The organism is Streptococcus constellatus subsp. constellatus (assembly GCF_023167545.1).
GTDB lineage: Bacteria > Bacillota > Bacilli > Lactobacillales > Streptococcaceae > Streptococcus > Streptococcus constellatus.
Window position 1 is genome coordinate 276,915 of the sequence record NZ_AP014647.1, and the last position, 26,394, is coordinate 303,308.

25 protein-coding genes, 1 tRNA gene and 2 rRNA genes are annotated in these 26,394 nt (G+C 40.3%); 21 read left to right on the forward strand and 7 right to left on the reverse strand.

Going from position 1 to position 26,394, the window contains the following annotated elements; translation table 11 throughout:
- The first annotated feature begins 127 nt into the window (after positions 1 to 127).
- The 3 genes from SCSC_RS01435 to SCSC_RS01445 all read left to right on the forward strand — a co-directional run bounded on the left by SCSC_RS01435 (position 128) and on the right by SCSC_RS01445 (position 3,476).
- Positions 128 to 3,030, forward strand: a 23S ribosomal RNA gene (locus tag SCSC_RS01435).
- Between the two features lie 251 nt (positions 3,031 to 3,281).
- Positions 3,282 to 3,397: ribosomal RNA gene (rrf, locus tag SCSC_RS01440) — 5S ribosomal RNA — on the forward strand.
- 5 nt (positions 3,398 to 3,402) lie between these two features.
- Positions 3,403 to 3,476, forward strand: a tRNA-Asn gene (locus SCSC_RS01445).
- A 344-nt stretch (positions 3,477 to 3,820) separates the two neighbouring features.
- Here SCSC_RS01445 and SCSC_RS01450 read toward each other — a convergent pair.
- On the reverse strand, positions 3,821 to 5,170 hold the full coding sequence (locus tag SCSC_RS01450; RefSeq protein ID WP_006269348.1) for an aspartate kinase: 1,350 nt from the start codon (positions 5,168 to 5,170) through the stop codon (positions 3,821 to 3,823).
- A 166-nt stretch (positions 5,171 to 5,336) separates the two neighbouring features.
- On the opposite strand from SCSC_RS01450, the gene SCSC_RS01455 reads away from it, so the two are divergent.
- From SCSC_RS01455 to SCSC_RS01520, 14 genes are all read left to right on the forward strand, one after another.
- A complete protein-coding gene (locus tag SCSC_RS01455) occupies positions 5,337 to 6,128 on the forward strand; it encodes an enoyl-CoA hydratase (RefSeq protein WP_006269346.1) in 792 nt (263 codons plus the stop codon).
- 91 nt (positions 6,129 to 6,219) lie between these two features.
- Positions 6,220 to 6,654, forward strand: coding sequence for a fatty acid biosynthesis transcriptional regulator FabT (gene fabT, locus SCSC_RS01460; protein ID WP_003070414.1), 435 nt, complete (start codon positions 6,220 to 6,222; stop codon positions 6,652 to 6,654).
- On the forward strand, positions 6,654 to 7,628 hold the full coding sequence (locus tag SCSC_RS01465; protein ID WP_006269360.1) for a beta-ketoacyl-ACP synthase III: 975 nt from the start codon (positions 6,654 to 6,656) through the stop codon (positions 7,626 to 7,628). The genes fabT and SCSC_RS01465 overlap by 1 nt, the downstream gene beginning before the upstream one ends.
- Positions 7,629 to 7,681: 53 nt before the next feature.
- Positions 7,682 to 7,906 (forward strand): acyl carrier protein, encoded by a 225-nt coding sequence (locus SCSC_RS01470; RefSeq protein ID WP_003026017.1) that lies wholly within the window; start codon positions 7,682 to 7,684, stop codon positions 7,904 to 7,906.
- A gap of 263 nt (positions 7,907 to 8,169) precedes the next feature.
- Positions 8,170 to 9,144: an enoyl-[acyl-carrier-protein] reductase FabK gene (gene fabK, locus SCSC_RS01475; protein WP_039676482.1), complete on the forward strand. Its 975-nt coding sequence runs from the start codon at positions 8,170 to 8,172 to the stop codon at positions 9,142 to 9,144.
- Positions 9,137 to 10,063, forward strand: a complete 927-nt coding sequence (gene fabD, locus SCSC_RS01480; protein ID WP_006269347.1) for an ACP S-malonyltransferase — start codon at positions 9,137 to 9,139, stop codon at positions 10,061 to 10,063. Before fabK ends, fabD begins: the two co-directional genes overlap by 8 nt.
- A 2-nt stretch (positions 10,064 to 10,065) precedes the next feature.
- Positions 10,066 to 10,797 carry a 3-oxoacyl-[acyl-carrier-protein] reductase gene (fabG, locus tag SCSC_RS01485; protein WP_006269354.1) on the forward strand — a complete coding sequence of 244 codons (732 nt, stop codon included), beginning with the start codon at positions 10,066 to 10,068 and terminating at the stop codon, positions 10,795 to 10,797.
- Positions 10,798 to 10,877: 80 nt separating this feature from the next.
- On the forward strand, positions 10,878 to 12,110 hold the full coding sequence (gene fabF, locus SCSC_RS01490) for a beta-ketoacyl-ACP synthase II (protein WP_006269350.1): 1,233 nt from the start codon (positions 10,878 to 10,880) through the stop codon (positions 12,108 to 12,110).
- Entirely contained in the window at positions 12,111 to 12,605 is a 495-nt protein-coding gene (accB, locus tag SCSC_RS01495) for an acetyl-CoA carboxylase biotin carboxyl carrier protein (protein WP_006269356.1), read from the forward strand.
- Positions 12,602 to 13,024 carry a 3-hydroxyacyl-ACP dehydratase FabZ gene (gene fabZ, locus SCSC_RS01500; RefSeq protein WP_003070400.1) on the forward strand — a complete coding sequence of 141 codons (423 nt, stop codon included), beginning with the start codon at positions 12,602 to 12,604 and terminating at the stop codon, positions 13,022 to 13,024. The genes accB and fabZ overlap by 4 nt, the downstream gene beginning before the upstream one ends.
- A 14-nt stretch (positions 13,025 to 13,038) precedes the next feature.
- Positions 13,039 to 14,406 carry an acetyl-CoA carboxylase biotin carboxylase subunit gene (accC, locus tag SCSC_RS01505; RefSeq protein WP_006269349.1) on the forward strand — a complete coding sequence of 456 codons (1,368 nt, stop codon included), beginning with the start codon at positions 13,039 to 13,041 and terminating at the stop codon, positions 14,404 to 14,406.
- 17 nt (positions 14,407 to 14,423) lie between these two features.
- Complete coding sequence (gene accD, locus SCSC_RS01510) at positions 14,424 to 15,287, forward strand: acetyl-CoA carboxylase, carboxyltransferase subunit beta (protein ID WP_006269364.1); 864 nt, start codon at positions 14,424 to 14,426, stop codon at positions 15,285 to 15,287.
- Positions 15,284 to 16,054 (forward strand): acetyl-CoA carboxylase carboxyl transferase subunit alpha, encoded by a 771-nt coding sequence (locus SCSC_RS01515; protein WP_006269353.1) that lies wholly within the window; start codon positions 15,284 to 15,286, stop codon positions 16,052 to 16,054. Before accD ends, SCSC_RS01515 begins: the two co-directional genes overlap by 4 nt.
- 106 nt (positions 16,055 to 16,160) lie before the next feature.
- Positions 16,161 to 16,820, forward strand: coding sequence for a VTT domain-containing protein (locus SCSC_RS01520; protein WP_006269362.1), 660 nt, complete (start codon positions 16,161 to 16,163; stop codon positions 16,818 to 16,820).
- Between the two features lie 40 nt (positions 16,821 to 16,860).
- On the opposite strand, the gene serS is transcribed toward SCSC_RS01520, so the two are convergent.
- From serS to SCSC_RS01550, 6 genes are all read right to left on the reverse strand, one after another.
- Positions 16,861 to 18,138, reverse strand: a complete 1,278-nt coding sequence (serS, locus tag SCSC_RS01525) for a serine--tRNA ligase (RefSeq protein WP_006269351.1) — start codon at positions 18,136 to 18,138, stop codon at positions 16,861 to 16,863.
- A gap of 213 nt (positions 18,139 to 18,351) precedes the next feature.
- Positions 18,352 to 18,723, reverse strand: a complete 372-nt coding sequence (locus tag SCSC_RS01530; protein ID WP_003070388.1) for a DUF956 family protein — start codon at positions 18,721 to 18,723, stop codon at positions 18,352 to 18,354.
- Positions 18,724 to 18,869: 146 nt separating this feature from the next.
- Complete coding sequence (locus SCSC_RS01535; RefSeq protein ID WP_003070386.1) at positions 18,870 to 19,781, reverse strand: PTS system mannose/fructose/sorbose family transporter subunit IID; 912 nt, start codon at positions 19,779 to 19,781, stop codon at positions 18,870 to 18,872.
- A 19-nt stretch (positions 19,782 to 19,800) separates the two neighbouring features.
- The gene (locus SCSC_RS01540) at positions 19,801 to 20,607 is read right to left on the reverse strand and encodes a PTS mannose/fructose/sorbose transporter subunit IIC (RefSeq protein WP_003070383.1); all 807 of its coding nucleotides are present in this window, start codon (positions 20,605 to 20,607) and stop codon (positions 19,801 to 19,803) included.
- Positions 20,608 to 20,624: 17 nt separating this feature from the next.
- On the reverse strand, positions 20,625 to 21,614 hold the full coding sequence (locus tag SCSC_RS01545; protein WP_003070382.1) for a PTS sugar transporter subunit IIB: 990 nt from the start codon (positions 21,612 to 21,614) through the stop codon (positions 20,625 to 20,627).
- Between the two features lie 409 nt (positions 21,615 to 22,023).
- Positions 22,024 to 22,836, reverse strand: a complete 813-nt coding sequence (locus SCSC_RS01550) for a Cof-type HAD-IIB family hydrolase (protein WP_003070380.1) — start codon at positions 22,834 to 22,836, stop codon at positions 22,024 to 22,026.
- Positions 22,837 to 22,942: 106 nt separating this feature from the next.
- On the opposite strand from SCSC_RS01550, the gene SCSC_RS01555 reads away from it, so the two are divergent.
- From SCSC_RS01555 to SCSC_RS01570, 4 genes are all read left to right on the forward strand, one after another.
- Positions 22,943 to 23,542, forward strand: coding sequence for a DUF1361 domain-containing protein (locus SCSC_RS01555; protein WP_006269355.1), 600 nt, complete (start codon positions 22,943 to 22,945; stop codon positions 23,540 to 23,542).
- A gap of 117 nt (positions 23,543 to 23,659) precedes the next feature.
- On the forward strand, positions 23,660 to 25,099 hold the full coding sequence (locus tag SCSC_RS01560) for an NCS2 family permease (RefSeq protein WP_003070376.1): 1,440 nt from the start codon (positions 23,660 to 23,662) through the stop codon (positions 25,097 to 25,099).
- A gap of 336 nt (positions 25,100 to 25,435) precedes the next feature.
- On the forward strand, positions 25,436 to 25,876 hold the full coding sequence (tsaE, locus tag SCSC_RS01565; RefSeq protein WP_006269361.1) for a tRNA (adenosine(37)-N6)-threonylcarbamoyltransferase complex ATPase subunit type 1 TsaE: 441 nt from the start codon (positions 25,436 to 25,438) through the stop codon (positions 25,874 to 25,876).
- Positions 25,869 to 26,390 carry a GNAT family N-acetyltransferase gene (locus SCSC_RS01570; RefSeq protein ID WP_006269358.1) on the forward strand — a complete coding sequence of 174 codons (522 nt, stop codon included), beginning with the start codon at positions 25,869 to 25,871 and terminating at the stop codon, positions 26,388 to 26,390. Before tsaE ends, SCSC_RS01570 begins: the two co-directional genes overlap by 8 nt.
- Positions 26,391 to 26,394: the final 4 nt, after the last annotated feature.

The window sequence follows — 26,394 nt, forward strand, 5'->3', positions numbered from 1 at the left end:
GGGTAAAGAAGTTGAACACGAACCTAATTAGCCCATTGAAAATTGAATAACGATATCAAATAGTAACAAGAAAATAAACCGAAACGCTGTGAATATTAATGAGTTTATGACTGAAAGGTCAAAATAAGGTTAAGTTAGTAAGGGCGCACGGTGGATGCCTTGGCACTAGGAGCCGAAGAAGGACGTGACAAACGACGAAATGCCTTGGGGAGCTGTAAGTAAGCGTAGATCCAGGGATGTCCGAATGGGGGAACCCAACAGGTACTACCTGTTACCCATATCTGTTAAGGATATGAGGAGGAAGACGCAGTGAACTGAAACATCTAAGTAGCTGCAGGAAGAGAAAGCAAAAGCGATTGCCTAAGTAGCGGCGAGCGAAAGGGCAGGAGGGCAAACCGAAGAGTTTACTCTTCGGGGTTGTAGGACTGCGAAGTGGACGTAAAGATTATAGAAGAAGACCTTGGGAAAGGTTGCCAGAGAGAGTAATAGCCTCGTATTTAAAATAGTCTTTATACCTAGCAGGATCCTGAGTACGGCGAGACACGTGGAATCTCGTCGGAATCTGGGAGGACCATCTCCCAACCCTAAATACTCCCTAGTGACCGATAGTGAACCAGTACCGTGAGGGAAAGGTGAAAAGCACCCCGGGAGGGGAGTGAAAGAGAACCTGAAACCGTGTGCCTACAACAAGTTCGAGCCCGTTAATGGGTGAGAGCGTGCCTTTTGTAGAATGAACCGGCGAGTTACGTTATGATGCGAGGTTAAGTTGAAGAGACGGAGCCGTAGGGAAACCGAGTCTGAAAAGGGCGACTTAGTATCATGATGTAGACCCGAAACCATGTGACCTACCCATGAGCAGGTTGAAGGTGCGGTAAAACGCACTGGAGGACCGAACCAGGGCACGTTGAAAAGTGCTTGGATGACTTGTGGGTAGCGGAGAAATTCCAAACGAACTTGGAGATAGCTGGTTCTCTCCGAAATAGCTTTAGGGCTAGCGTCGACATGAAGATTCTTGGAGGTAGAGCACTGTTTGGGTGAGGGGTCCATCCCGGATTACCAATCTCAGATAAACTCCGAATGCCAAAGAATTATGGTCGGCAGTCAGACTGCGAGTGCTAAGATCCGTAGTCGAAAGGGAAACAGCCCAGACCACCAGCTAAGGTCCCCAAATAATTGTTAAGTGGAAAAGGATGTGGGGTTGCACAGACAACTAGGATGTTAGCTTAGAAGCAGCTATTCATTCAAAGAGTGCGTAATAGCTCACTAGTCGAGTGACCCTGCGCCGAAAATGTACCGGGGCTAAAACAATTTACCGAAGCTGTGGATACCTTTATAGGTATGGTAGGAGAGCGTTCTATGTGTGGCGAAGGTGTACCGTGAGGAGCACTGGAACGCATAGAAGTGAGAATGCCGGTATGAGTAGCGCAAGATGGGTGAGAATCCCATCCACCGTAAGACTAAGGTTTCCAGGGGAAGGCTCGTCCGCCCTGGGTTAGTCGGGACCTAAGGAGAGACCGAAAGGTGTATCCGATGGCCAACAGGTAGAGATTCCTGTACTAGAGTATAGAGTGAAGGAGGGACGCAGAAGGCTAACTCAAGCGTGCGAATGGAAGAGCACGTCTAAGCAGTGAGGCGTGGTATGAGTCAAATGCTTATATCTGTAACGTTGAGCTGTGATGGGGAGCGAAGTTTAGTAGCGAAGTGAGTGATGTCACCCTGCCAAGAAAAGCTTCTAGCATTAATCTATATTCTACCCGTACCGCAAACCGACACAGGTAGTCGAGGCGAGTAGCCTCAGGTGAGCGAGAGAACTCTCGTTAAGGAACTCGGCAAAATGACCCCGTAACTTCGGGAGAAGGGGTGCTCAGTTTAACTGAGCCGCAGTGAATAGGCCCAAGCAACTGTTTATCAAAAACACAGCTCTCTGCTAAATCGTAAGATGATGTATAGGGGGTGACGCCTGCCCGGTGCTGGAAGGTTAAGAGGAGTGCTTAGCGGTAACGCGAAGGTATGAATTGAAGCCCCAGTAAACGGCGGCCGTAACTATAACGGTCCTAAGGTAGCGAAATTCCTTGTCGGGTAAGTTCCGACCCGCACGAAAGGCGTAATGATTTGGGCACTGTCTCAACGAGAGACTCGGTGAAATTTTAGTACCTGTGAAGATGCAGGTTACCCGCGACAGGACGGAAAGACCCCATGGAGCTTTACTGCAGTTTGATATTGAGTGTCTGTACCACATGTACAGGATAGGTAGGAGCCAATGAGATCGGGACGCCAGTTTCGATGGAGGCGATGTTGGGATACTACCCTTGTGTTATGGCCACTCTAACCCGGTAGGTTGATCATCTACGGAGACAGTGTCTGACGGGCAGTTTGACTGGGGCGGTCGCCTCCTAAAGAGTAACGGAGGCGCCCAAAGGTTCCCTCAGATTGGTTGGAAATCAATCGTAGAGTGTAAAGGTAGAAGGGAGCTTGACTGCGAGAGCTACAACTCGAGCAGGGACGAAAGTCGGGCTTAGTGATCCGGTGGTACCGTATGGAAGGGCCATCGCTCAACGGATAAAAGCTACCCTGGGGATAACAGGCTTATCTCCCCCAAGAGTTCACATCGACGGGGAGGTTTGGCACCTCGATGTCGGCTCGTCGCATCCTGGGGCTGTAGTCGGTCCCAAGGGTTGGGCTGTTCGCCCATTAAAGCGGCACGCGAGCTGGGTTCAGAACGTCGTGAGACAGTTCGGTCCCTATCCGTCGCGGGCGAAGGAAATTTGAGAGGATCTGCTCCTAGTACGAGAGGACCAGAGTGGACTTACCGCTGGTGTACCAGTTGTTCTGCCAAGAGCATCGCTGGGTAGCTATGTAGGGAAGGGATAAACGCTGAAAGCATCTAAGTGTGAAACCCACCTCAAGATGAGATTTCCCATGATTTTATATCAGTAAGAGCCCTGAGAGAAGATCAGGTAGATAGGTTAGGAGTGGAAGTTGTGTGAGCAATGGAGCGGACTAATACTAATAGCTCGAGGACTTATCCTAGATTAGTTACTAAGGGTGTAAAATCCACTTGAGAAATAGGGAATGGGAGTAGTGTTCGATGAACACCAGACCATTTATCTTTTTTCCAAGGATTTAACCCGAGTACAATTTTATTGAGAACACAGAATGTTTAGTTTATGCTTGAAACGATTTGAGAGCGTTATTCAATTTTGAGTGGACGAAATATCCAGTGGATGTTTTGGCTTGGGAGATAGAGGAAGCGAAGCTTTTGACCGAGTCCATTCATATAGTTAAGTGACGATAGCCTAGGAGATACACCTGTACCCATGCCGAACACAGCAGTTAAGCCCTAGAACGCCGGAAGTAGTTGGGGGTTGCCCCCTGTGAGATAAGGTAGTCGCTTAGCATTTATCCGGCATAGCTCAGTTGGTAGTAGCGCATGACTGTTAATCATGATGTCGTAGGTTCGAGTCCTACTGCCGGAGTTGTATATGATTAGAAATCTTGTTTAAACAAGATTTCTTTTATTATGTGTTCTTTGTCTGTCTGGGTCTGTGAGGCGGAAGATAAATATCTTCCGCTATGCGGGTGCGTATCAAAGGTTATACCTAAAGAACTCCAAACACCCTACAATAACGGTGCTCAAGCCTACCGTAAAGTAAAGGGAGAAAAATATGATACAAAAGGCACATAGTTTATCACACAAAGTGGAATTGTAAAGCTTGTTACTTTCTCTTCTTTATTTTTTATGGTTCTTGTATAATGTAGCTAAGATATTTCAATGGTAATAAAAATTGACTCTATCATGACTGTCATGATAGAGTCAATTTTATGCAAAAAATGCTTTGTATAGTGCTTTAATAGCTGCTTTTTCTTGTTCGGAATTGATAACAATCATGATTGAAACTTCACTAGATCCTTGTGAAATCATTTGGATATTAATGTGATTATCTGATAATGCTTTTGTTGCGGTAGCAGTCAAACCAATGTGACTTTTCATTTTTTCGCCGACAATCATAATGATTGAAAGATCATGTTCAATTTCTGCGTGGTCGACCTCTAATTTTAGTCTTAATTGGCGAAGAATCTCCTCTTCTTTAATGGGGGTCAACTCACGATCCCGAAGAATAATAGATAGGTCATCGATACCAGTAGGCATGTGCTCCCAACGGATATTTAGATCTTCCAATATTTGCAAAACTTTTCTACCAAAACCTATTTCACGGTTCATGAGGTATTTAGACATGTTGATGCTGGTGAAATGGGCATCTGCAGCGATACCTACCACAGGAATATCCCCGTTGCTATGCTTTAAAACAATTCTCGTTCCAGGATGAGTAGGGTTATTTGTATTTTTAATAACGAGTGGAATTTTTCCGCGGTAAGCTGGAATGAGTGCTTCATCATGTAATACAGTAAAACCTGCATAAGCTAATTCACGCATTTCACGATAGGTTAATTCTGGAATGGAATGTGGCATGTGAATAATGCCAGGATGAGCTGCGAAAATACCATCAACATCTGTAAAATTTTCATAAAGATCAGCTTTTACACCTGCAGCAATAATGGAGCCAGTAATATCAGACCCACCACGTGAAAAAGTGCAAATCTGGTCGTCTTTTGTTACTCCAAAGAATCCTGGTATAATCAATACTTCATCAGCTTCATTTAATTCTTCGATTTTATCATAACTGGAGGGGAGAAGTCGCGCATTTCCTGGTTCACTGGACACAATAAGTCCTGCTTCTCTGGGATGAACATAACGTGCATTTATCCCATTTTGGGAAAAATAGGCTGCAATAAGTTTCGCATTATTATTTTCACCTGCAGCAAGAAAAGTATCATATAGGAATTTATTATTTTCGATAGGAAGGCTTGCGAGCTTTTGGATACTTTTTGAAATTCTTTCTAGAATATTTGGCTTGAGCTCCAGTTCTATCGCCATGTCTTGATAGCGATGAATAATCCATTGTTGATGTTTTGTTACGTCATTACCAGCAACATGGTCTCGATAATATTTAATGAGGGCATCTGTTACCTTTGTATCTTGCGCGTTTCGTTTTCCGGGAGCAGATACAATCACAAAACGCCGTTCAGAATCTTCTTTGATAATCTGTAATACTTTTGCTAATTGGGTAGCAGAGGCAAGTGAGCTTCCTCCAAATTTAACAACTTTCATAACTTCTCCTATTGACTAATTGTTTAAATTATAGCAAAATTCTGAACTTTTTTCAAATTTACCTTCCCTCCTTGCAAAAGCAATTATTTTATGCTAGAATGTAATCGCATTATTTGATAGTCAAATAATTTAATTTACAAAGAAAATAATTGTCGGAGGCAATTAAATGCAATTTGAAAATATTTTATATAGTGTTAATGACGGTGTTGCAACATTGACTTTGAATCGCCCAGAGGTTTCCAATGGGTTTAATGTTCCCATGTGTGAAGAAATTTTAAGAGCGATAAAAATGGTTTCTGGAGATGAATTGGTTCAAATATTGCTAATTAATGCAAATGGAAAAGTGTTTTCTGTTGGAGGGGATTTGGCAGAAATGCAGCGTGCGGTGGAGGCAGATGATATTCAGTCTTTGGTAAAAATCGCTGAATTGGTAAATGAAATTTCTTACTCAATGAAACAATTACCTAAACCGATCATTATGAGTGTGGATGGACCAGTTGCTGGTGCAGCAGCTAATATGGTAGTAGCTGCGGATTTCTGTATTGCGACGGAGCGTTCTCGTTTTATTCAAGCTTTTGTGGGAGTAGGTCTCTCTCCGGATGCGGGAGGATTGTATTTGCTTGCAAGAGCGATCGGTGTGACGAGAGCAACTCAATTAGTGATGACAGGTGAGGCATTGAATGCTGAAAAGGCCTTGGATTATGGGCTGTTGTATAAGGTTTGTGAAGTTGAAAAATTAGGTAACGTGACAAGTCAGTTGATTAAGAAATTAAAGCGACATTCTATAAATTCCTACCAAGCTATTAAGGAGTTGATATGGGAGAGTATGTTTGCAGGTTGGCAAAAATATGCTGATTTGGAATTAAAATTGCAGAAATCTCTCGCTTTTACAGAGGATTTTAAAGAAGGAGTTCGAGCCTATGCAGAAAAACGTCGTCCTAAATTTTCTGGGAAGTAAAAAAGTAGTTGCAATTTATTTTGATATCTGATATACTTTTTTAGTCAAATGTTTTGATGATAAAAGTTTTTTGTTAGAGGAGGATAGATTTTTGGATTACCAATTGGTCAATGATTATTTAACGTCTATTTTCAATAATGTATTGGTTATTGAAGAATCTAGTTTGAGAGGCAGTCGCTTCAAGGATATCTCTATCAAAGAAATGCATACGATTGATGTGGTTGGAAAGAATCCCAATGCAACCCCTAGCAGTGTTGCGAAGGAATTGATGGTGACATTAGGAACCGTAACAACTAGTTTAAACAACCTTGAAAGAAAAGGTTATATTGAACGAACACGTTCGGAAGTTGATCGCCGTGTGGTTCATCTAAATTTGACAAAAAATGGCCGACTGATTTATCGTTTGCATAGACGATTCCACAAGAGAATGGTTGAGAGAATCATAGACGGAATGGACAGCAATGAGATGGAAGTGATGGGGAAAGGGCTAACTAATCTGTATCATTTTCTAGAGGATTTGAAATAATGAATTATGCTAAAATTAGTCAAGTTGCTCATTATGCTCCGAGTCAGGTGGTTACAAATGATGATTTGACAAAAATCATGGATACGAGCGATGAATGGATATCCAGTCGAACAGGAATAAAGCGTCGACATCTGTCACGAACGGAGTCAACGAGTGATCTGGCTACTAAAGTGGCAAATCAATTGTTGAAAAAGGCGAACATTAATGCAAATGAGCTTGATTTTATCATTGTGGCAACTATTACCCCAGACTCTATGATGCCTTCAACGGCTGCACGAGTTCAAGCAAATATTGGCGCCCATCATGCCTTTGCGTTTGATTTGACAGCAGCTTGTAGCGGCTTTATTTTTGCCCTGTCGATGGCTGAGAAGTTAATTTCCTCAGGTCGTTATCAGAAAGGTCTTGTTATAGGAAGTGAAACTTTATCAAAAGTCCTTGACTGGTCTGATCGATCAACTGCGGTTCTTTTCGGTGATGGTGCTGGAGGAGTGCTTCTTGAAAGTTCCTCGAAACAGCATTTTCTCGCTGAAAGTCAATTTACGGATGGTTCGCGTGGGGAAAGCTTGACTTGTGGTAAATATGGTTTGTCCTCACCTTATTCCGAAAAGAAAGAAGCGGCACTATATTTAACGATGGATGGTCGTAAAATTTTTGATTTTGCTATTCGAGATGTGGCAGCTTCTATTAAAGACACGATTGAATCCAGTAATGTTCAAGTAGAGGATATTGACTATTTACTATTACATCAGGCCAATATTCGTATTTTAGATAAAATAGCGAAAAAAATTGGTGTAGCTAGGGAAAAACTTCCTGCGAATATGATGGAATATGGGAATACGAGTGCGGCAAGTATTCCAATTCTTTTATCTGAGTGTGTTGAAAAGGGGTTCATTCATCTTGATGGCAGCCAAACAGTTTTGCTATCAGGATTTGGTGGAGGTTTGACATGGGGCACACTTATTGTTACAATTTAGTTATTATGTGGTAATCACATGAATATAAATATTTATTTTTAAAGGAGTCTATCATGGCAGTATTTGAAAAAGTACAAGAAATTATTGTGGAAGAACTTGGCAAAGAACCTTCAGAAGTTACTCTTGAGTCAACTTTTGATGACCTTGACGCAGATTCATTGGATTTGTTCCAAGTTATCTCAGAAATTGAGGATGCATTCGATATTCAAATTGAAACCGAAGAAGGATTGAACACAGTTGGTGACTTAGTTGCCTATGTTGAAGAAAAAACAAAATAAAAAGTTGAAACGGGGCTGAGATAAGATTCTCGCCCTCTTTTGAAAAAAGTATTGAGGTAGGCAGTGAAGTTAACTGTATAACCGATTTGCTTGAGAAAAAAGAACAGTAAAGAGTTAATTTTGTCGGAGTGGGATAATGAAGTCTATAGTTGGATGATATGTTCCGCTCCCTCTTGTTTAGGTAATAGTTTGATTTTCAAAGTATACAAGTGCTTGAATTGAAAGAATTGAGCCATTACTTAAGCAACATGTAAGGAGGTATTATGCAAACACGTGTCACAGAATTGTTAAATATTAAATATCCTATTTTTCAGGGTGGGATGGCCTGGGTTGCTGATGGTGATTTAGCTGGGGCTGTATCTAAAGCTGGAGGTCTTGGAATTATTGGTGGTGGTAATGCACCAAAAGAAGTTGTTAAAGCTAATATTGATAAGATTAAATCATTAACAGACAAGCCTTTTGGCGTGAATATTATGCTGTTGTCTCCTTTTGTGGAAGATATTGTTGATTTGGTCATTGAAGAAGGTGTCAAGGTTGTGACAACTGGTGCAGGAAATCCAAGTAAATATATGCAACGATTTCATGACGCTGGGATTACAGTCATTCCAGTGGTACCAAGTGTAGCATTGGCTAAGCGAATGAAAAAAATTGGCGCAGATGCAGTTATTGCTGAAGGGATGGAAGCAGGAGGTCATATCGGAAAATTAACGACTATGACACTGGTTCGTCAGGTTGTTGAAGCAATTGATATCCCTGTGATTGCAGCAGGAGGGATTGCAGATGGTCGTGGTGCAGCTGCAGGCTTTATGCTTGGTGCAGAAGCTGTGCAAGTGGGTACACGTTTTGTTGTCGCAAAAGAGTCAAATGCACATCAAAATTATAAAAATATGATTTTAAAAGCCCGTGATATTGATACGACTATTTCTGCTCAACATTTTGGTCATGCAGTACGAGCTTTGAAAAATAAACTGACTAGAGAATTTGATCAAGCAGAAAAGGATGCGTTTAAGCAAGAAAATCCAGATTTAACTGTTTTTGAAAACTTGGGTGCAGGAGCTTTGGCAAATGCAGTTGTTCGGGGTGATGTGGAATATGGATCAGTCATGTCAGGACAAATTGCGGGGCTTGTCAGCAAAGAAGAAACAGTTGAAGAAATTTTGAAAGATATTTACTATGGTGCAGCAGAGGTAATCCAAAAAGAAGCTAGCCGTTGGGCAGGAGTAACTAGAAATGACTAAAACAGCCTTTCTATTTGCAGGTCAGGGAGCTCAGTATTTGGGAATGGCTCGTGACCTTTATGATCAGTACAATGTAGTGCGAGCAACCTATGATGAAGCAAGCCAAGTGTTAGGTTATGACATAAGGAATTTAATTGATCGTGAGGAAGAAAAACTCAATCAGACACGGTATACTCAGCCAGCGATTTTGACGACTTCGGTTGCTATCTATCGGTTATTGCAGGAGGAAGGAATACAAGCTGCCATAGTAGCAGGTCTTTCTCTTGGAGAATACTCTGCTATGGTAGCCGCTGGTGCTTTGGAGTTTACAACGGCGGTTGCTTTGGTGGCAAAGCGTGGTGCTTTAATGGAGGAGGCAGCTCCTGCTGGCTCTGGTAAAATGGTTGCGGTTTTAAATGCTGATTTGGCTACGATTGAAACGGCCTGTCAAGAGGCTAGTCAGCTGGGAATTGTATCACCAGCAAACTACAATACACCTAGCCAGATTGTTATTGGCGGTGAAGTTAAAGCAGTTGACAAAGCTGTGGAATTGTTAAAAGAAGCTCGCGTGAAACGTTTGATTCCACTCAAAGTTTCTGGCCCATTTCATACAGCTTTGTTAAAGCCAGCTAGTGATAAATTGTCAAAAGTTTTAGCAGCAGTCGAATTTACTGATTTTAAACTCCCTTTGGTAGGAAATACAGAAGCTACTGTCATGGAAAAAGAACGGATAAAAGAGCTATTAACCCGTCAGGTAATGGAGCCGGTTCGTTTTTATGACAGCATTGCCAGAATGCAAGAAGCTGGTGTAACAAAGTTTATCGAGATTGGTCCTGGAAAAATTTTGTCTGGTTTTATGAAAAAAATTGATAAGACAGCTAATGTTTATCAAGTAGAAGACGCGAAGAGCTTGTCTGTTCTTCTAGAAAAAAAGGAATAGGTATGGAACTTAAAGGAAAAAATGTTTTTATAACTGGTTCAACACGTGGCATTGGACTTGCAATGGCTCATAAGTTTGCAAGCTTAGGTGCCAACATTGTTTTAAATGGTCGCCGTGAGATTGGTGAGGAGCTCATTTCTGAATTTTCAGATTATGGAGTTCAGGTGATTCCGATATCTGGTGATGTATCAGATAGTACAGATGCTAAGCGAATGGTAGAGGAAGCTATTGAAAAACTTGGAAGCGTGGATATTCTGGTCAATAATGCTGGTATCACAAAAGATAAACTTATGTTGAAATTAACTGAGGAAGATTTTGAGCAGGTTTTGAAAGTGAATCTTGTTGGTGCTTTTAATATGACACAAGCGGTTCTGAAGCCAATGACAAAAGCTCGTCAGGGTGCTATTATCAATGTATCTAGTGTTGTCGGCTTGATTGGGAATGTCGGTCAAGCAAATTATGCAGCTTCTAAAGCTGGGCTTATTGGTTTCACTAAATCTGTAGCACGTGAGGTAGCAGCTCGTAATGTACGAGTAAATGCTATTGCACCAGGCATGATTGAGTCAGATATGACCGATGTTTTGTCTGATAAAGTAAAAGAAACTACACTAGCTCAGATTCCAATGAAGCGTTTTGGTAATACCAGTGAAGTGGCAGAAGTAGCGACCTTTCTAGCTCGTCAAGAGTATTTAACAGGACAAGTTATTGCTATTGATGGTGGCTTAGCCATGTAACGATAAATTAAGTTGGACAAAAATAGAAGGTTTTGAAGAGATATTTTTCTTAGCTATAAATCAGAATAAAGGAGTTCGATATGAAACTAAATCGAGTTGTTGTAACAGGATACGGACTGACTTCACCGATTGGGAATACACCTGAGGAGTTTTGGAATAGTCTTGTAAACGGCAAGATTGGAATTGGTCCAATCACGAAGTTTGACAATAGTGATTTTGCTGTTCACAATGCAGCAGAAGTTCAAGACTTTCCTTTTGATAAATATTTTATCAAAAAAGATACCAATCGTTTTGATAACTATTCTCTTTATGCACTTTATGCCGCACAGGAAGCTGTAAATAACGCAAAGTTAGATGTTGAAAGCATCAATCATGACCGTTTTGGTGTTATTGTCGCATCAGGTATTGGTGGCATTAAAGAAATTGAGGATCAGGTTCTTCGCTTGCACGAAAAAGGTCCAAGACGTGTCAAACCAATGACGCTACCAAAAGCTTTGCCGAATATGGCAGCTGGGAATGTCGCTATGCGCTTTGGCGCAAATGGAGTTTGTAAATCCATTAATACAGCATGTGCTTCATCAAATGACGCTATCGGAGATGCTTTTCGCTCTATAAAATTTGGTTTTCAAGATGTTATGCTCGTTGGTGGGGCTGAAGCATCTATTACACCATTTGCTATCGCTGGTTTCCAAGCTTTGACGGCTTTATCTACAATTGAAGATCCAGTTCGTGCTTCTATTCCATTCGACAAAGATCGGAATGGATTTGTTATGGGTGAAGGTTCTGGGATGCTGGTTCTAGAAAGTTTGGAACACGCTGAAAAACGTGGAGCAACGATTTTAGCAGAAATTGTTGGTTATGGTAATACTTGTGATGCTTATCATATGACCTCCCCACATCCAGAAGGAGCTGGTGCGATTAAGGCGATGAAAATGGCACTTGAGGAAGCTGAAATTTACCCTTCAGACATTGCTTATGTGAATGCTCATGGAACTTCTACACAAGCTAATGAAAAAGGTGAAAGCCAGGCAATTGTCGCTGCTTTAGGAAAAGAAGTACCAGTTTCTTCCACAAAGTCTTTTACAGGTCATTTACTTGGAGCAGCTGGAGCTGTTGAAGCTATTGCAACTATTGAAGCGATGCGTCATAGCTTTGTACCAATGACTGCGGGAACACAAGAACTCTCAGACTACATGGAGGCAAATGTTATCTATGGTCAAGGGAAAGAGTATGATATTCCTTATGCTATCTCAAACACTTTTGGTTTTGGTGGGCATAATGCGGTTCTTGCATTCAAGCGCTGGGAGGCTTAAATGAATATTAATGAAATCAAAGATTTGATGGCTCAATTTGACCAATCAAGTTTACGCGAATTTTCTTATAAAAATCAAAGCGATGAATTAACTTTCAGTAAAAATGAAGGACAAGTTGCGACACCATCTGCCAAAGTAGTTCCGCAAGTAGCGCCAATCCAGCCTTCGGTAGGTATCGCAAATACTCTTTCACAAACAGAAATGCTGGCTCCAGATACAACTGAAGAAACAATATCTGTAGCAAAGTCGGATGCAGCTGAAGGTGATGTTGTAGAAAGTCCTTTGGTTGGGGTAGCTTATTTAGCCGCTGGTCCGGATAAGCCACCGTTTGTATCAGTTGGTGATCAAGTGAAAAAAGGTCAGACCTTGATGATTATTGAGGCCATGAAAGTCATGAATGAAGTTCCGTCACCTAAAGACGGTCTAGTTACAGAAATTCTGGTTCAAAATGAAGAAATGGTTGAATTTGGGAAAGGGCTGGTACGCATTAAATGATTGATATCAATGCAATAAAAGAAGCGCTTCCTCACCGCTACCCGATGCTGTTGGTGGATCGCGTTTTGGAAGTCAGTGAAGATGAAATTGTCGCTCTTAAAAATGTGACAATTAATGAGCCTTTCTTTAACGGACATTTTCCTCAGTATCCTGTTATGCCTGGCGTTCTCATTATGGAAGCTTTGGCTCAGACTGCTGGTGTGCTGGAATTGTCTAAAGAAGAAAACAAAGGTAAGCTAGTCTTTTATGCTGGTATGGATAAGGTCAAGTTCAAGAGACAAGTTGTTCCAGGTGACCAGCTTATCATGACTGCTAAATTTGTCAAACGTCGTGGAACAATTGCTGTTGTGGAAGCTAAAGCAGAAGTTGACGGGAAGTTGGCAGCAAGTGGTACTTTAACTTTTGCACTCGGACAATAAAAGGAGATTTCACCATGTTTCGTAAGATTTTAATTGCCAACCGTGGGGAAATTGCGGTACGAATTATTCGAGCGGCCAGAGAATTAGGAATTACGACAGTAGCAGTTTATTCAAAAGCTGATAAAGAAGCTCTCCATACCTTACTGGCAGATGAAGCAGTTTGTATTGGTCCAGCAAAGTCTACAGAATCTTACCTCAATATGAATGCAGTATTGTCAGCAGCTGTTTTAACAGGCTCTGAAGCAATTCATCCGGGTTTTGGCTTTTTGAGTGAAAATTCTAAGTTTGCGACCATGTGCGAGGAAGTTGGCATTAAATTTATTGGTCCGTCGGGAGCGGTAATGGATTTAATGGGTGATAAAATCAATGCGCGTGCTCAGATGATTAAGGCGAATGTGCCTGTAATCCCAGGTTCTGATGGTGAAGTTCATACGTCAGACGAAGCACTTGCGATTGCAGAAAAAATTGGCTATCCAGTCATGCTCAAAGCTTCTGCTGGTGGTGGTGGCAAAGGTATTCGGAAAGTTGAAAAGGCAGAAGATTTAGCAGCTGCCTTTGAATCGGCTTCTAGTGAAGCCAAAGCAGCTTTCGGAAATGGTGCTATGTACATGGAACGGGTCATTTACCCAGCTCGGCATATTGAAGTTCAAATTTTGGCTGACCAACATGGTCATGTCGTTCACTTAGGTGAACGCGATTGCTCGCTTCAAAGAAATAATCAAAAAGTGTTGGAAGAAAGCCCGTCGGTTGCAATTGGTAAGACCCTTCGTTGTCAAATTGGTGAAGCTGCTGTACGAGCTGCTCAATCTGTTGGCTATGAAAATGCAGGGACGATTGAATTTTTGTTTGACGAAGGAAAAAGAGAATTTTATTTCATGGAAATGAACACTCGTGTTCAAGTTGAACATCCGATAACAGAATTTGTAACAGGGATCGATATTGTTAAGGAACAGATAAAAATCGCTGCGGGGCAAGAGCTAGCTTTTGGTCAAGAAGATATACATATAACGGGACACGCTATTGAATGTCGAATCAATGCTGAAAACCCTGCCTTCAACTTTGCACCAAGTCCAGGAAAGATTTCCAATCTCTATTTGCCAAGTGGTGGTGTGGGGCTGCGTGTAGACTCAGCAGTTTATCCAGGTTATACGATTCCACCTTATTATGATAGTATGATTGCCAAAATTATTGTGCATGGTGAAAATCGTTTTGATGCACTAATGAAGATGCAACGCGCACTCTATGAATTAGAAATTGATGGTGTGGTGACAAATACTCGCTTTCAAATGGATTTGATTGCTAATCCAAATGTTATTGCTGGAGATTATGATACAGCTTTTCTTATGGAGAAATTTTTACCAGCTTATCAAGATAAAAAATAAAGGAGTAAGTAGAATTCATGGCTTTGTTTTCAAAAAAGGATAAATATATTCGCATCAATCCAAATCGTTCTAATCGCGAAACGCCTCAATCAAAGCCTGAGTTTCCCGATGAATTATTTTCAAAGTGCCCAGGTTGTAAACATATCATTTACCAAAAAGATTTAGGAAGTGAACGTATTTGTCCACAGTGTGGTTATACGTTTCGTATTTCAGCTTTTGAACGTCTCAATCTGACCGTAGATGCCAATAGCTTCGAGGAATTGTTTACAGGGATTGAAACGAAGGATCCTCTGAATTTTCCGAATTATCGTGAGAAATTGAAAAAGATTCGCGAAAAAACAGACTTGGATGAAGCAGTGCTCACAGGAATTGCTACAATTGATGGACAAAAGACGGCTTTGGGAATTATGGATTCAAACTTTATCATGGCTTCTATGGGAACAGTTGTTGGAGAGAAAATTACCCGCCTTTTTGAATATGCAACAGAACACCAGTTGCCAGTTACGCTGTTCACATCTTCTGGTGGCGCTCGTATGCAAGAAGGAATTATGAGTTTAATGCAAATGGCTAAAGTGTCCGCAGCAGTGAGACGACATTCCAATGCTGGTTTATTTTATTTGACAGTTTTAACTGATCCAACAACAGGTGGAGTGACGGCTTCATTTGCTATGGAGGGAGACATCATCTTGGCTGAAACTCAAGCGCTGATTGGCTTTGCAGGTCGCCGAGTGATTGAAACCACTGTCCGCGAAAAATTGCCAGACGATTTTCAAAAAGCAGAATTTCTGCTTGAGCATGGTTTTGTTGATGCCATTGTCAAGCGCTTGGAATTGCGTTCCACCATTGCTAGACTGCTTGCTTTCCATGGAGGTAAACAATGACGAAGATTACTCGAATTATTAAAGAAGCACGAGATCAGGCGCGGTTGACAGCTTTGGATTTTGCACAAGGAATTTGTGAAGATTTTATTGAATTGCATGGAGATCGCTCTTTCCGAGATGACGGAGCGGTAATTGGTGGTATTGGAACTCTGAATAGCCAGCCAATCACTATTGTAGGGATTCAAAAGGGACGGAACCTTCAGGATAATTTGCGCCGTAATTTTGGTCAGCCTCATCCAGAAGGGTATCGGAAGGCACTTCGTTTGATGAAGCAGGCAGAGAAATTTGCTCGTCCTATTGTGACCTTTATTAATACAGCTGGTGCTTATCCAGGGGTTGGGGCTGAAGAGCGTGGCCAAGGAGAAGCGATTGCGCGTAATTTGCTCGAAATGAGTGATTTAATGGTGCCAATTATCGCTATTATTATCGGTGAGGGCGGATCTGGTGGTGCGCTCGCTTTAGCGGTCGCAGATAGAGTGTGGATGCTCGAAAATTCGATTTATGCCGTTCTCAGCCCAGAAGGTTTTGCTTCCATTTTATGGAAAGACGGCAGTCGTGCTATGGAAGCAGCGGAACTCATGAAAATCACCTCTCATGAACTTCTTGAGATGAAAGTAGTAGATAAAGTCATTGCTGAGACAGGGCTTAGAAATCAAGATTTACTGAATGCTGTGAAGCAGGAAATTGTAGAAGAGCTTACTCATTTATCTAAGCAATCGGTTGAAGAATTGTTAGAAAATCGCTATCAACGATTTAGAAAATACTAATAAAATAGAGCAGAAGATAGTTTTCTACACTGCTCTTTTTATTTTTGCAAATCAGTTTTTTCGCTTTATTTTTTGATATAATAGGTAATAGACAAAAGGAGAAGAGATGTTTATTATTGATTTTATCTTGCATATTGACGAGCATATTTACAATATTGCCAATGCAGTAGGTGGCTGGACTTATCTGATTTTATTTTTGGTGATTTTTATTGAAACAGCTGCTGTTGTATTTCCGTTTTTGCCGGGAGACAGCTTACTTTTTGCCGCCGGTGCCTTATCAGCCAATCCAGAAATGCATTTTAATGTTCTGCTTTTTATGCTCCTATTTTTCGTTGGGGCTTTTGTTGGTGATACCTGTAATTTTTTTATTGGCAGAACCTTGGGCTATCGTTTTGTACATTATAAATTTTTCAGCAAGTTGATAAAAGAAGAGAATATCAAAGAAGCAGAGGTATATTTTGAAAAACATGGCTCCTCTTCCATTATTTTAGGACGTTATATTCCCATTATTCGTACCTTTGTGCCTTTTGTAGCAGGCATTAGTCAATTCCCTATTCATTCTTTTCTGAAACGAACTTTCCTTGCTGCCTTATCTTGGTCTTTGATTGCGACAGGGGCGGGTTATCTTTTTGGGAATATTCCCTTTGTGAAAACTCATTTTTCAGCTATTATTTTTGGAATTGTCATTGTTACCTTACTTCCAACTGTGATAAGTGTTATTCGCAGTGCAATGATTAAAAAGCGAAACAATCAAATGAAGAGATAAGAAAACTCTGAGATGATTTGAAAATCTCAGAGTTTTTATGTTACTTCGGTGCGATGACATCTACACCACCCATGTATGACCGTAGCACTTCTGGAATCGTAACAGAACCATCTTCATTTTGATAATTTTCAAGAATAGCTGCAACGGTACGACCAACTGCAAGACCAGAACCATTCAAAGTATGTAGAAGTTTAACTTTGCCGTCTGCTTCGTCACGGTAGCGGATTTGGGCCCGGCGAGCTTGGAAATCTTCAGTATTAGAACAGCTGGAGATTTCACGGTAGGTGTTTTGAGCAGGAATCCAAACTTCCAAGTCGTAGGTCTTAGCAGCAGAGAACCCCATATCCCCTGTAGAAAGTGCGACGACGCGGTAAGGAAGATTCAGCTTTTGCAGGATGTTTTCAGCGTTTGCAGTCATCTTTTCCAGCTCTTCATAAGATTCTTCTGGCTTGGCAAATTTGACCATTTCCACTTTGTGGAATTGATGCAAACGAATCAAACCACGGGTGTCACGGCCGGCAGAACCAGCTTCGGAACGGAAAGACGGACTCATAGCTGTGAAGTAGATTGGCAAGTCTTTCCCGTCTAAAATTTCCCCTCGGTAGTAATTTGTCAAAGGAACTTCAGCAGTTGGAATGAGAACATAATTAGTGTCGCTCAATTCAAAAGTATCTTCTTTGAATTTTGGATATTGACCTGTTCCAAACATTGAATCATGATTAACCATGTAAGGGGGGATGATCTCTGTGTAGCCCTCTTTTTGATGCTCGTCTAACATGAAATTGTAGATAGCACGTTCTAAACGAGCGCCAAGTCCCTTGTAGAAGAGGAAGCGAGCGCCAGTGACTTTTGCTCCGCGTTCCCAGTCTAGAATATCAAGATTTTCTCCAAGATCCCAGTGAGCTTTTACTTCAAAATCAAATACACGTGGTGTTCCCCAACGGCGGACTTCTACATTATCATCTTCATCAGCGCCTACTGGTACACTATCGTGAGGAATATTTGGTAATGTGGTTGTAAATTCAGTTAATGTAGCGTCAATTTCTGCTAATTCTGCGTCTAATGCTTTCACTTCGGTAGATAATTTTTGCATGGCAGCAATTTTATCATCAGCATTTTCTTTATTACGTTTTGCTTGGGCAATTTCTGCTGACACCGTATTTCGTTCTGCTTTTAAATTTTCGACTTTAACCAAGAGTTCACGGCGTTTGCTATCAAACTCTTTCATTTTATCAAGTGTTACAGCATCAACGCCACGAGTTGCTAGTTTTTGTGCAATAGTATCAAAATCTGTGCGAATGCGTTTAATATCTAACATAAGACCTCCTAGAGAATAAAAGTGCACCTGTGAAACTGTTGGAGTGGCAGGGCCACGGTTCCATCCAACTTCACATAAGTGCACTTGATTATTTATGAAATTAGTATTACGGTAGAATTTCAAGCTAGCTCTCTATCTGCTCACAGCTGCCGCAGACTTTCTGAAAGAGATACTAGATTTACTTATCCGTTTCTTACGATTATACAAAAATTCTTATTTTTTTGCAAATAGATTTTTAAAAAATTGACCAATTGTTTGAATCAGTGTTGGTAGTTTAACGACTTTGTCATTACCGATATGATTTCGGGCATGTTTCAAAATAGTCCCAGCATCTTTTGAGGCAAAGAGGAATTTACCTTTGTCGGTAAAAACTTCAAAATGACGACTAATTCGTTTGCCTGAAACATTAGCGCCAATTTGATTGATAGTATCCCAAGGGATTTGGATGTAATCTTCAACATTGGCATCCGCATAAAATTCAAGTGCTTTATCTCCAATTAAAAATTTACCAACTTTTCCTCCAATTCCCAGATAAGAAGTTCCGGTTGTTTGAAAATCAATTTTTGTATTTTGTGATTGTGCCATCTTTCCCTCTTTTTCTTAAATCTTTCCTTTTCATTATACCATATTTGCATTGAAAAATTTTTATTTTCTTCTTTGAAAGGTGTCTTTGATTGCCAAATTTTAAAAATTTAACAGTAAAAAAAGAAGGCTTCTGCCTTCTTTTCATTTTACATCAAACCAATAACCTTGGCGATAATACCAACGATGAATAATCCGATGATGATAGTAATTGGTGAAACTTTCTTCTTAAGCAACCACATGCAAAGGAAAGTAAGGAGAAGTCCCATCAAACCAGGAATCAATGAATTCAATTGACCTTGTAGCGTGTTTGCTCTTTCAGGAGTTAAGCTAAGTCCATTTGCGACATCGCCTAAGATTTTTTGAAGCTGTTCACCACTTACAGCACCTTTAGGGAAATTGATGTAAGCTCCTTCTGAGAGTTTTGTTGAAGGAAGTTGAAGTGCAAAGCTAACATTTACCCAGCGTTCAACAAGCACAGCAAGGATGAACATACCGAGAATAGAAGCTCCTTTAGTGATATCTTGAAGGATACCGCCTGACATATCTTTAGTAATTTCAGAACCAGCTTTATAACCGAGTTCTTGAGTGTACCACAAGAAGGCCATACGGATAAGATTCCAAAGAACGAAGAAGAGGATTGGTCCTATGATGTTCCCTGTTGAAGCAAGAGAGGCACCAAGAGCACCAAGGATAGGACGAACTGTGAACCAGAATACAGGGTCACCGATACCAGCAAGAGGCCCCATCATACCGATTTTAACCCCTTGAATGGCAGCATCATCAATTTCAACACCATTTGCTTTTTCTTCTTCCAAAGCAAGTGTAACCCCGATGATAGGTGCAGCTACGTATGGGTGAGTGTTAAAGAATTCCAAGTGACGTTCAAGAGCAGCAGCTTGGTCTTCTTTGTTAGTGTAGAGTTTTTTGATAGCCGGAATTAACGCATAAGCCCAACCTAAGTTTTGCATCCGTTCATAGTTCCAAGAACCTTGCAAGAAAGTTGAACGCCACCAAATTTTTTGACGATCTGATTTTGATAATTGAATTTTTTCTGTCATGATATTAGTAGCTCCTTTCTTAGTAGTCTTCTAAAATATCACCAATTGGGTCATTTGATGTAGCAGAACCTCCGCCGCCACCATTGCCACCTTTTTTAGAAAGGTTAAGGTAGATAAGAGCGATTGCAACACCGATTGTACCAAGAGCGATAAGAGTTAATTGGCTAACAGCTGCAAGTGCAAAACCGATAGCAAAGAATGGCCATACTTCGCGAGTTGCCATCATATTGATAACCATAGCGTAACCAACGGCAACGACCATACCACCACCGATAGCCATACCATCTGACAACCATGCAGGCATTGCAGAAAGTAAGTTTTGTACTGATTCAGCTGGGATAGCAAGAAGAAGCGCAGCAGGAATAGCGATACGCAAACCTTGAAGGACAAGAGCAAACAAGTGAGCACGTTCTACACTTGCGATATCACCTTTTTTAGCAGCGGCATCAGCACCATGAACAAGGGCAACTGAGATAGTACGAACGATCATTGTAAGGAAAAGACCAGCAACAGCAAGTGGGATAGCAACAGCAGTTGCGACAGCAACACCTTTGTTTGTAAAGTCTCCACCTTGTACCATAATAATAGCGGCAGCAACAGATGCAAGAGCAGCATCAGGCGCAACAGCAGCACCAATATTTGCCCAACCAAGAGCGATCATTTGTAGTGAACCACCAAGCATTACACCTGCTTCCAAGTGTCCTGTTACAAGACCGATAAGTGTACATGCAACAAGTGGTTGGTGGAATTGAAATTGGTCTAAGATTCCTTCAAGTCCAGCAAGAAAGGCAACGAAGACCACTAAAATCATAGAAATAATTGACATATTCTAAATCCTTTCTATTATTGAACGTTGGCTTTATTAATTAAGTCAAACAAATCTTTTTTAGAGTCGTTTGGTACTTTACGTACGTCAAATTCGACTCCTAGGTCACGCAATTTTTCAAAGGTTGCAACGTCATCTTTATCCATTGACAAGACGTTATTGACCATTGTTTTACCCGTTGAGTGAGCCATTGAGCCAACATTAAGTGTTTTGATATCGACACCGCCTTCAACCGCACGGAGTGCATCTTGAGGAGTTTCAAAAAGAATCAATGCATGTGTGTTACCAAAACGAGGATCTTTTGCTACTGCAATCAATTTGTCGATTGGGACAACATTTGCTTTGACATTACCAGGTGCAGCTTGCTTGATCAGCTCCTTACGAAGCTTATCTTGCGCTACTGAGTCAGAAGCAACGATGATACGATCTGCTTTAGAATCTGGTGTCCAAGCAGTCGCAACTTGACCATGCAGAAGACGTGTATCGATACGTGCAAGATTGATTTTTAACTTGCCATCGCCAATAACGGTTCCTTCTGGAATAGTAGCCTGAGCAGTCGGTGCAGTCGGCGCACTTGCTACTTCAGCTACAGGATTTAGTTCTTCAGGAAGAGCTTTTACTCCTTCCTTGGCTTCTTTGATGATGTTTGCGACAACAGTGTCAACGCCAGCATTGGCATCCATCATTCGTTCTGTATAAGCTTGAATCAACATTGGCAGATTCAAACCTGTAATGATCGCGAACTTACGGTCAGGATTTTCACCCATTACGCGGCTAGCTTGGTTAAATGGAGAACCACTCCAAAGGTCAGCCAAAACTAGAACTTCATCGTTCGCGTCAAAAGCAGCCACAGCATCATTGAACTTAGCATACAAATCATCAGGACCTTCGTTTGGCATAAAAGTTACAACTTGAACTTTTTCTTGCTCACCAAAAATCATAGAACCTGATTGATGAATACCAGCAGCAAATTCACCATGGCTTGCAATAATGATTCCGATACTCATTATTGTCTTTCCTCCTTATAAAATGTTTGACTTAAGTTTAAGAAAAATTTAAGACTATTTAAGTATAAAACGTTTTCATGAAAAATGCAATAGTTTAAGCTAAAAAAAGTCAAATTCTTTCATATTTTTGACAGATTGTAAACAGATAAGGCTAGTCATTTAAACAATATATTAACCTTGAAAAACGTTTACAAAAAATTATGAAAGTATGAAAAATATTCTTTCTTTTCTTGGAAAACATCGAATAGAAAAAGAAAACTCAATAAATAATTTAGAGAAATGTTAAATCCAAAAAGCTAAATTCATCATATAAAATTTATAGCATAAAACTGAATCCACTTTACTACATGATTTTGTAACAAACTACTAAAAAGAATCGGGCAGAAGACCTGTCCAACTCTAAGCATTGTTATAAAAATAGTTTCAATAATTGATGAGCCACTCCATCTTGATCATTGGTCAGTGGTAGTTGTTCATCTGCATAGGGAAGAAGTGTTTGACTAGCGTTTTTCATAGCATAGCCTGTACCGGCAAATGCTAACATCTCTGTATCATTGTGCTCGTCTCCGAAAGCAATTAAATCTTTTCGATCTACGTTCAGAATATCTAATAAATATTTTAAAGCAAAGGCTTTGTTTACGCCCTTTGGAGTGCATTCAAGGATATTTAGCGGTCCTCCCCAAGTGTTGATAGAGAGCTGCTGTTGATAAAATTGATTTAATTCATCAGCTAAGGCATATTTATCAGTAGCGTGTGTTTGCAAGAGGATACAATTGGGATTTTTAGTCACTAAGTCAGGGATGAATTGATTTTCAGGTCGAAAGGATTCCACACCGAACAATTTTGGATCGGCAATTGCTTCATTTGGTGTTGTAATATAAAATTTCTTTCGGTACTCACCAGCGATGAAGTCTGCTTTAATTTCTTGTTTCCGTTTGACAATATCCAATAGATATTCTTTGTCTAAGGTGATGCATCTTTCTTGTTGCCATTTTTTCTCAGGAATATGAGTCAAAGAACCATTGAAATTAATCATTGGCGTATGTAACTCCAACTCTTTGTAAAATTCTCGTGCCATCCGATAAGGTCGTCCTGTTGTGATAACAACATGGTGGCCTTTTTTAGAAATTTTTTTAATGGTTTCTTTTGTAAATTCAGAAAGTTTGCTGTCAGAATTGAGCAAAGTTCCATCTAAATCTACTGCAATTACTTTTTTAGTCATAATTTACTCTTTCATTTGTGCTGTTTTCTATTATAGCAGATTTTAAGATGAAAGTGCAGAATTTGTGATATAATGTTTTCTTATATAATGAAGGAGGAAATCAAGCATGCGTAAAACAATTGTCATTCATATTTTCTTTGCAATCATTTCTGCTATTGTTTATGTCGAAGGAATTTTAACGAAGGGGCCGGATTTGATCTGGAATATGTTTTTAGCTTTGATTGCCTATGATGCGGCTTTTCTAGCCATTCAGTTTAAAAAGAAATGGTTTTTCCTACCTGTCATTCTTCCTTGGCTAGCATTTTACCCCAATACGTTCTATATGATTACGGACCTGGTACACATGCACTGGGTGAGTGATACCTTGTGGAATCGAGAAAGCTTACATCTTTTTATGGCATTTGTTCCAAGTATTTTCTTTGGAGTTTTATGTGGAATTGAGAGCTGGAACATGATTGTACATTATTTAAAGTTGAATTGGTGGATAGAGTATTTAGCTATTGGAGCAGTGTCGTTTTTATCTAGTTTAGCCATCTATATAGGTCGTTATGATCGACTTAATTCTTGGGATTTAGTTAGTCATCCCACACTAGTTTTTGAGCGTCTGGCAGCGTCTTTGCAGCGGGAGAGTCTGCTGTTCATTTTAGGGTTTACCTTTATTCAAATCATGTCCTTGGTCTTTTTGAGTAAAAATCAGTCTAAATAAAGATTTTATATGAAAATTACTGTGATAATTTGTTTGTTTTTTGAAAATCTGTTGAAATTATGAATGTTTTGTGTTATTATATCTACTATCGTTCGTAAATTTTAAGGAGATTTAAAAATGGACAAGTTTTTTAAACTAAAAGAAAACGGTACAACTGTTCGTACAGAAGTTCTTGCTGGTTTAACCACTTTCTTTGCAATGAGTTACATTCTCTTTGTCAATCCTGAGATGCTCAGTCAAACAGGGATGCCAGCTCAAGGTGTTTTTTTGGCGACAATCATTGGGACTGTTGCTGGAACGCTGATGATGGCTTTGTATGCCAATATTCCTTATGCTCAGGCTCCTGGTATGGGATTGAATGCTTTCTTTACTTATACCGTTGTTTTTGCGCTTGGTTATACTTGGCAAGAAGCGTTGGCGATGGTTTTTCTTTGCGGGATTATCAGCATTGTTGTTACTCTAACCAAAGTTCGTACAATTATTATTCATGCAATTCCAGAAAGTTTAAAATATGCTATTTCTGGTGGGATTGGGATTTTTCTAGCTTACATTGGAGTTAAAAAAGCTGGACTTTTAAAATTCTCAATTGATCCGGGAACTTATAGCGTTACAGGAAAAGGTGCTGATAAGGCACAAGCAGCTATTACAGCCAATGGAATGGCAACACCGGGCTTGGTAGATTTTAACAACCCAGCTGTTCTTGTAGCTTTGTTTGGAATTTTCATCACCATTTTCTTTGTTTTGAAACGTGTGCGCGGAGGTATTGTATTATCTATTGCGGCAACCACAATCGTAGCCATTTTGGTGGGAGTTGTAGATCTTTCAAAAATCAATTTTGCTTCCAATAATATCGGTGCTGCTGTTCAGGATTTAGGAAAGATTTTTGGTGCAGCTTTAGGCAAAAACGGCTTATTAGCTTTATTTGCAAAACCTTCTCGCATCCCAGAAGTGCTTCTTGCTATTTTGGCCTTTTCATTAACAGATATTTTTGATAACATCGGAACGTTGATCAGTACAGGGCGCAAAGCGGGCATCTTTAACATTGCAGATGAAGAAGCTGCTAAAGATTCGTCTGGCCTTCAAACTAAAATGGATAAGGCATTATTCTCAGACATGGTTGGGACAACTATTGGTGCGATTGCAGGGACTTCAAATGTTACGACTTATGTAGAAAGTGCAGCTGGAATTGAAGCGGGCGGTCGTACTGGCTTGACAGCGCTTGTCGTTGCAGCTTTGTTTGCTGTGTCAAGTTTCTTTAGTCCACTTCTTGCTATTGTACCAACAGTAGCGGTAGCACCTATTCTTATCATTGTGGGAATGATGATGCTCTCTAGCATGAAAGATATTGAATGGGACGATTTATCAGAAGCAGTACCAGCATTCTTTACATCCGTTTTCATGGGCTTTACTTACAGTATTACTCATGGTATTGCTGCAGGTTTCATCATGTATGCTTTTGTGAAAATCATCAAGGGTGAAGCTAAGGAAGTTCATCCCATTATCTGGGTGTTGGATGTCTTATTTATCCTAAACTTTATCAGTTTAGCTCTGGCTTAATGATTGAAAAAAATGAGGTTGGAACGAAAGTTCCTAGTTTCAAGCACACTGTTGAATAAATCACCGATACAGCAGTTGATTGCTCAAAGCACAGCTTTGAGAGGCGAATAGAGATTGCGAAGCAAGTCTCAAGAATAGTTGCTTTTTAAACTCAGAAGAGTCCTTTTAACAAAAACTCTATTTTCTTTATGCATTACCTCAATAGTCTCTCAGACTGTTGAGCATCTTTGTGGAAGTGAGACTACGAACTAAAAATTTTCAAAACGAGTTCTGTCCCACTCCTTTTTCTTTTGTCAAATTTTAGCAGAAAACGAAAAATTTTGATATAATAGTAAAATGTTTAGTCATAATGAAAATGAGTTAATGGCGTGGGGCGAGAAATTAGGCGCTTTACTCCAAAAACAAGATGTTTTGATTTTAACAGGTGATCTAGGAGCTGGAAAAACAACCTTTACCAAAGGATTAGCACGTGGGCTAGATATCAAACAAATGATTAAAAGTCCGACCTACACGATTGTTCGGGAATATGATGGCCGCCTTCCACTCTATCATTTGGATGTGTATCGCATTGGGGAAGATCCAGATTCGATTGATTTAGATGACTTTCTCTTTGGTGAAGGGGTGACAGTCATTGAATGGGGTGAATTATTGGAAGATAGTTTACCAAGCGATTATCTCAAATTGACGATTCTAAGAAAAAATGATGGTCGAGAATTGATCCTTGACGCAAAAGGCCATCGAGCTGAGAATTTACTTGAGGAACTTTTCAATGGCTGAGTTAGAATTGCTGATAAGAGAAGCAGAGATTCAGGATGCTGTACATTTGATTGATTTTCTTAATCATGTTGGGCAAGAGTCAGATTACATGACATTAGATGACGCAGGGATTTTGATGACAGAGGAGCAGATGAGCTCTTTCATTGAACATCAGGCCGCGTCAGATAATCAGATTTATCTAATTGCACTATTAGATAATGAAATTACTGGTCTTGTGAGTATCACAGCTGATTTTCATGAGCGGATTCGGCATATTGGGCAGATCTTTATCGTAGTTAAAAGAGCATTTTGGAATCAAGGTATAGGCAAGTTTCTTTTAGAAGAGGCGATAAATTGGGCAGAGAATTCTGGAGTGATTCGGCGATTAGAATTGACTGTACAAGCAAGAAATGAACGTGCTGTTCATTTGTATCAGGCATTTGGGTTTGAGATTGAGGGCGTTCAAAAAAGAGGGGCCTATCTTACAGAAGGGGAATTTCTTGATGTTTATCTAATGGGAAAACTGATAGACTAGAATA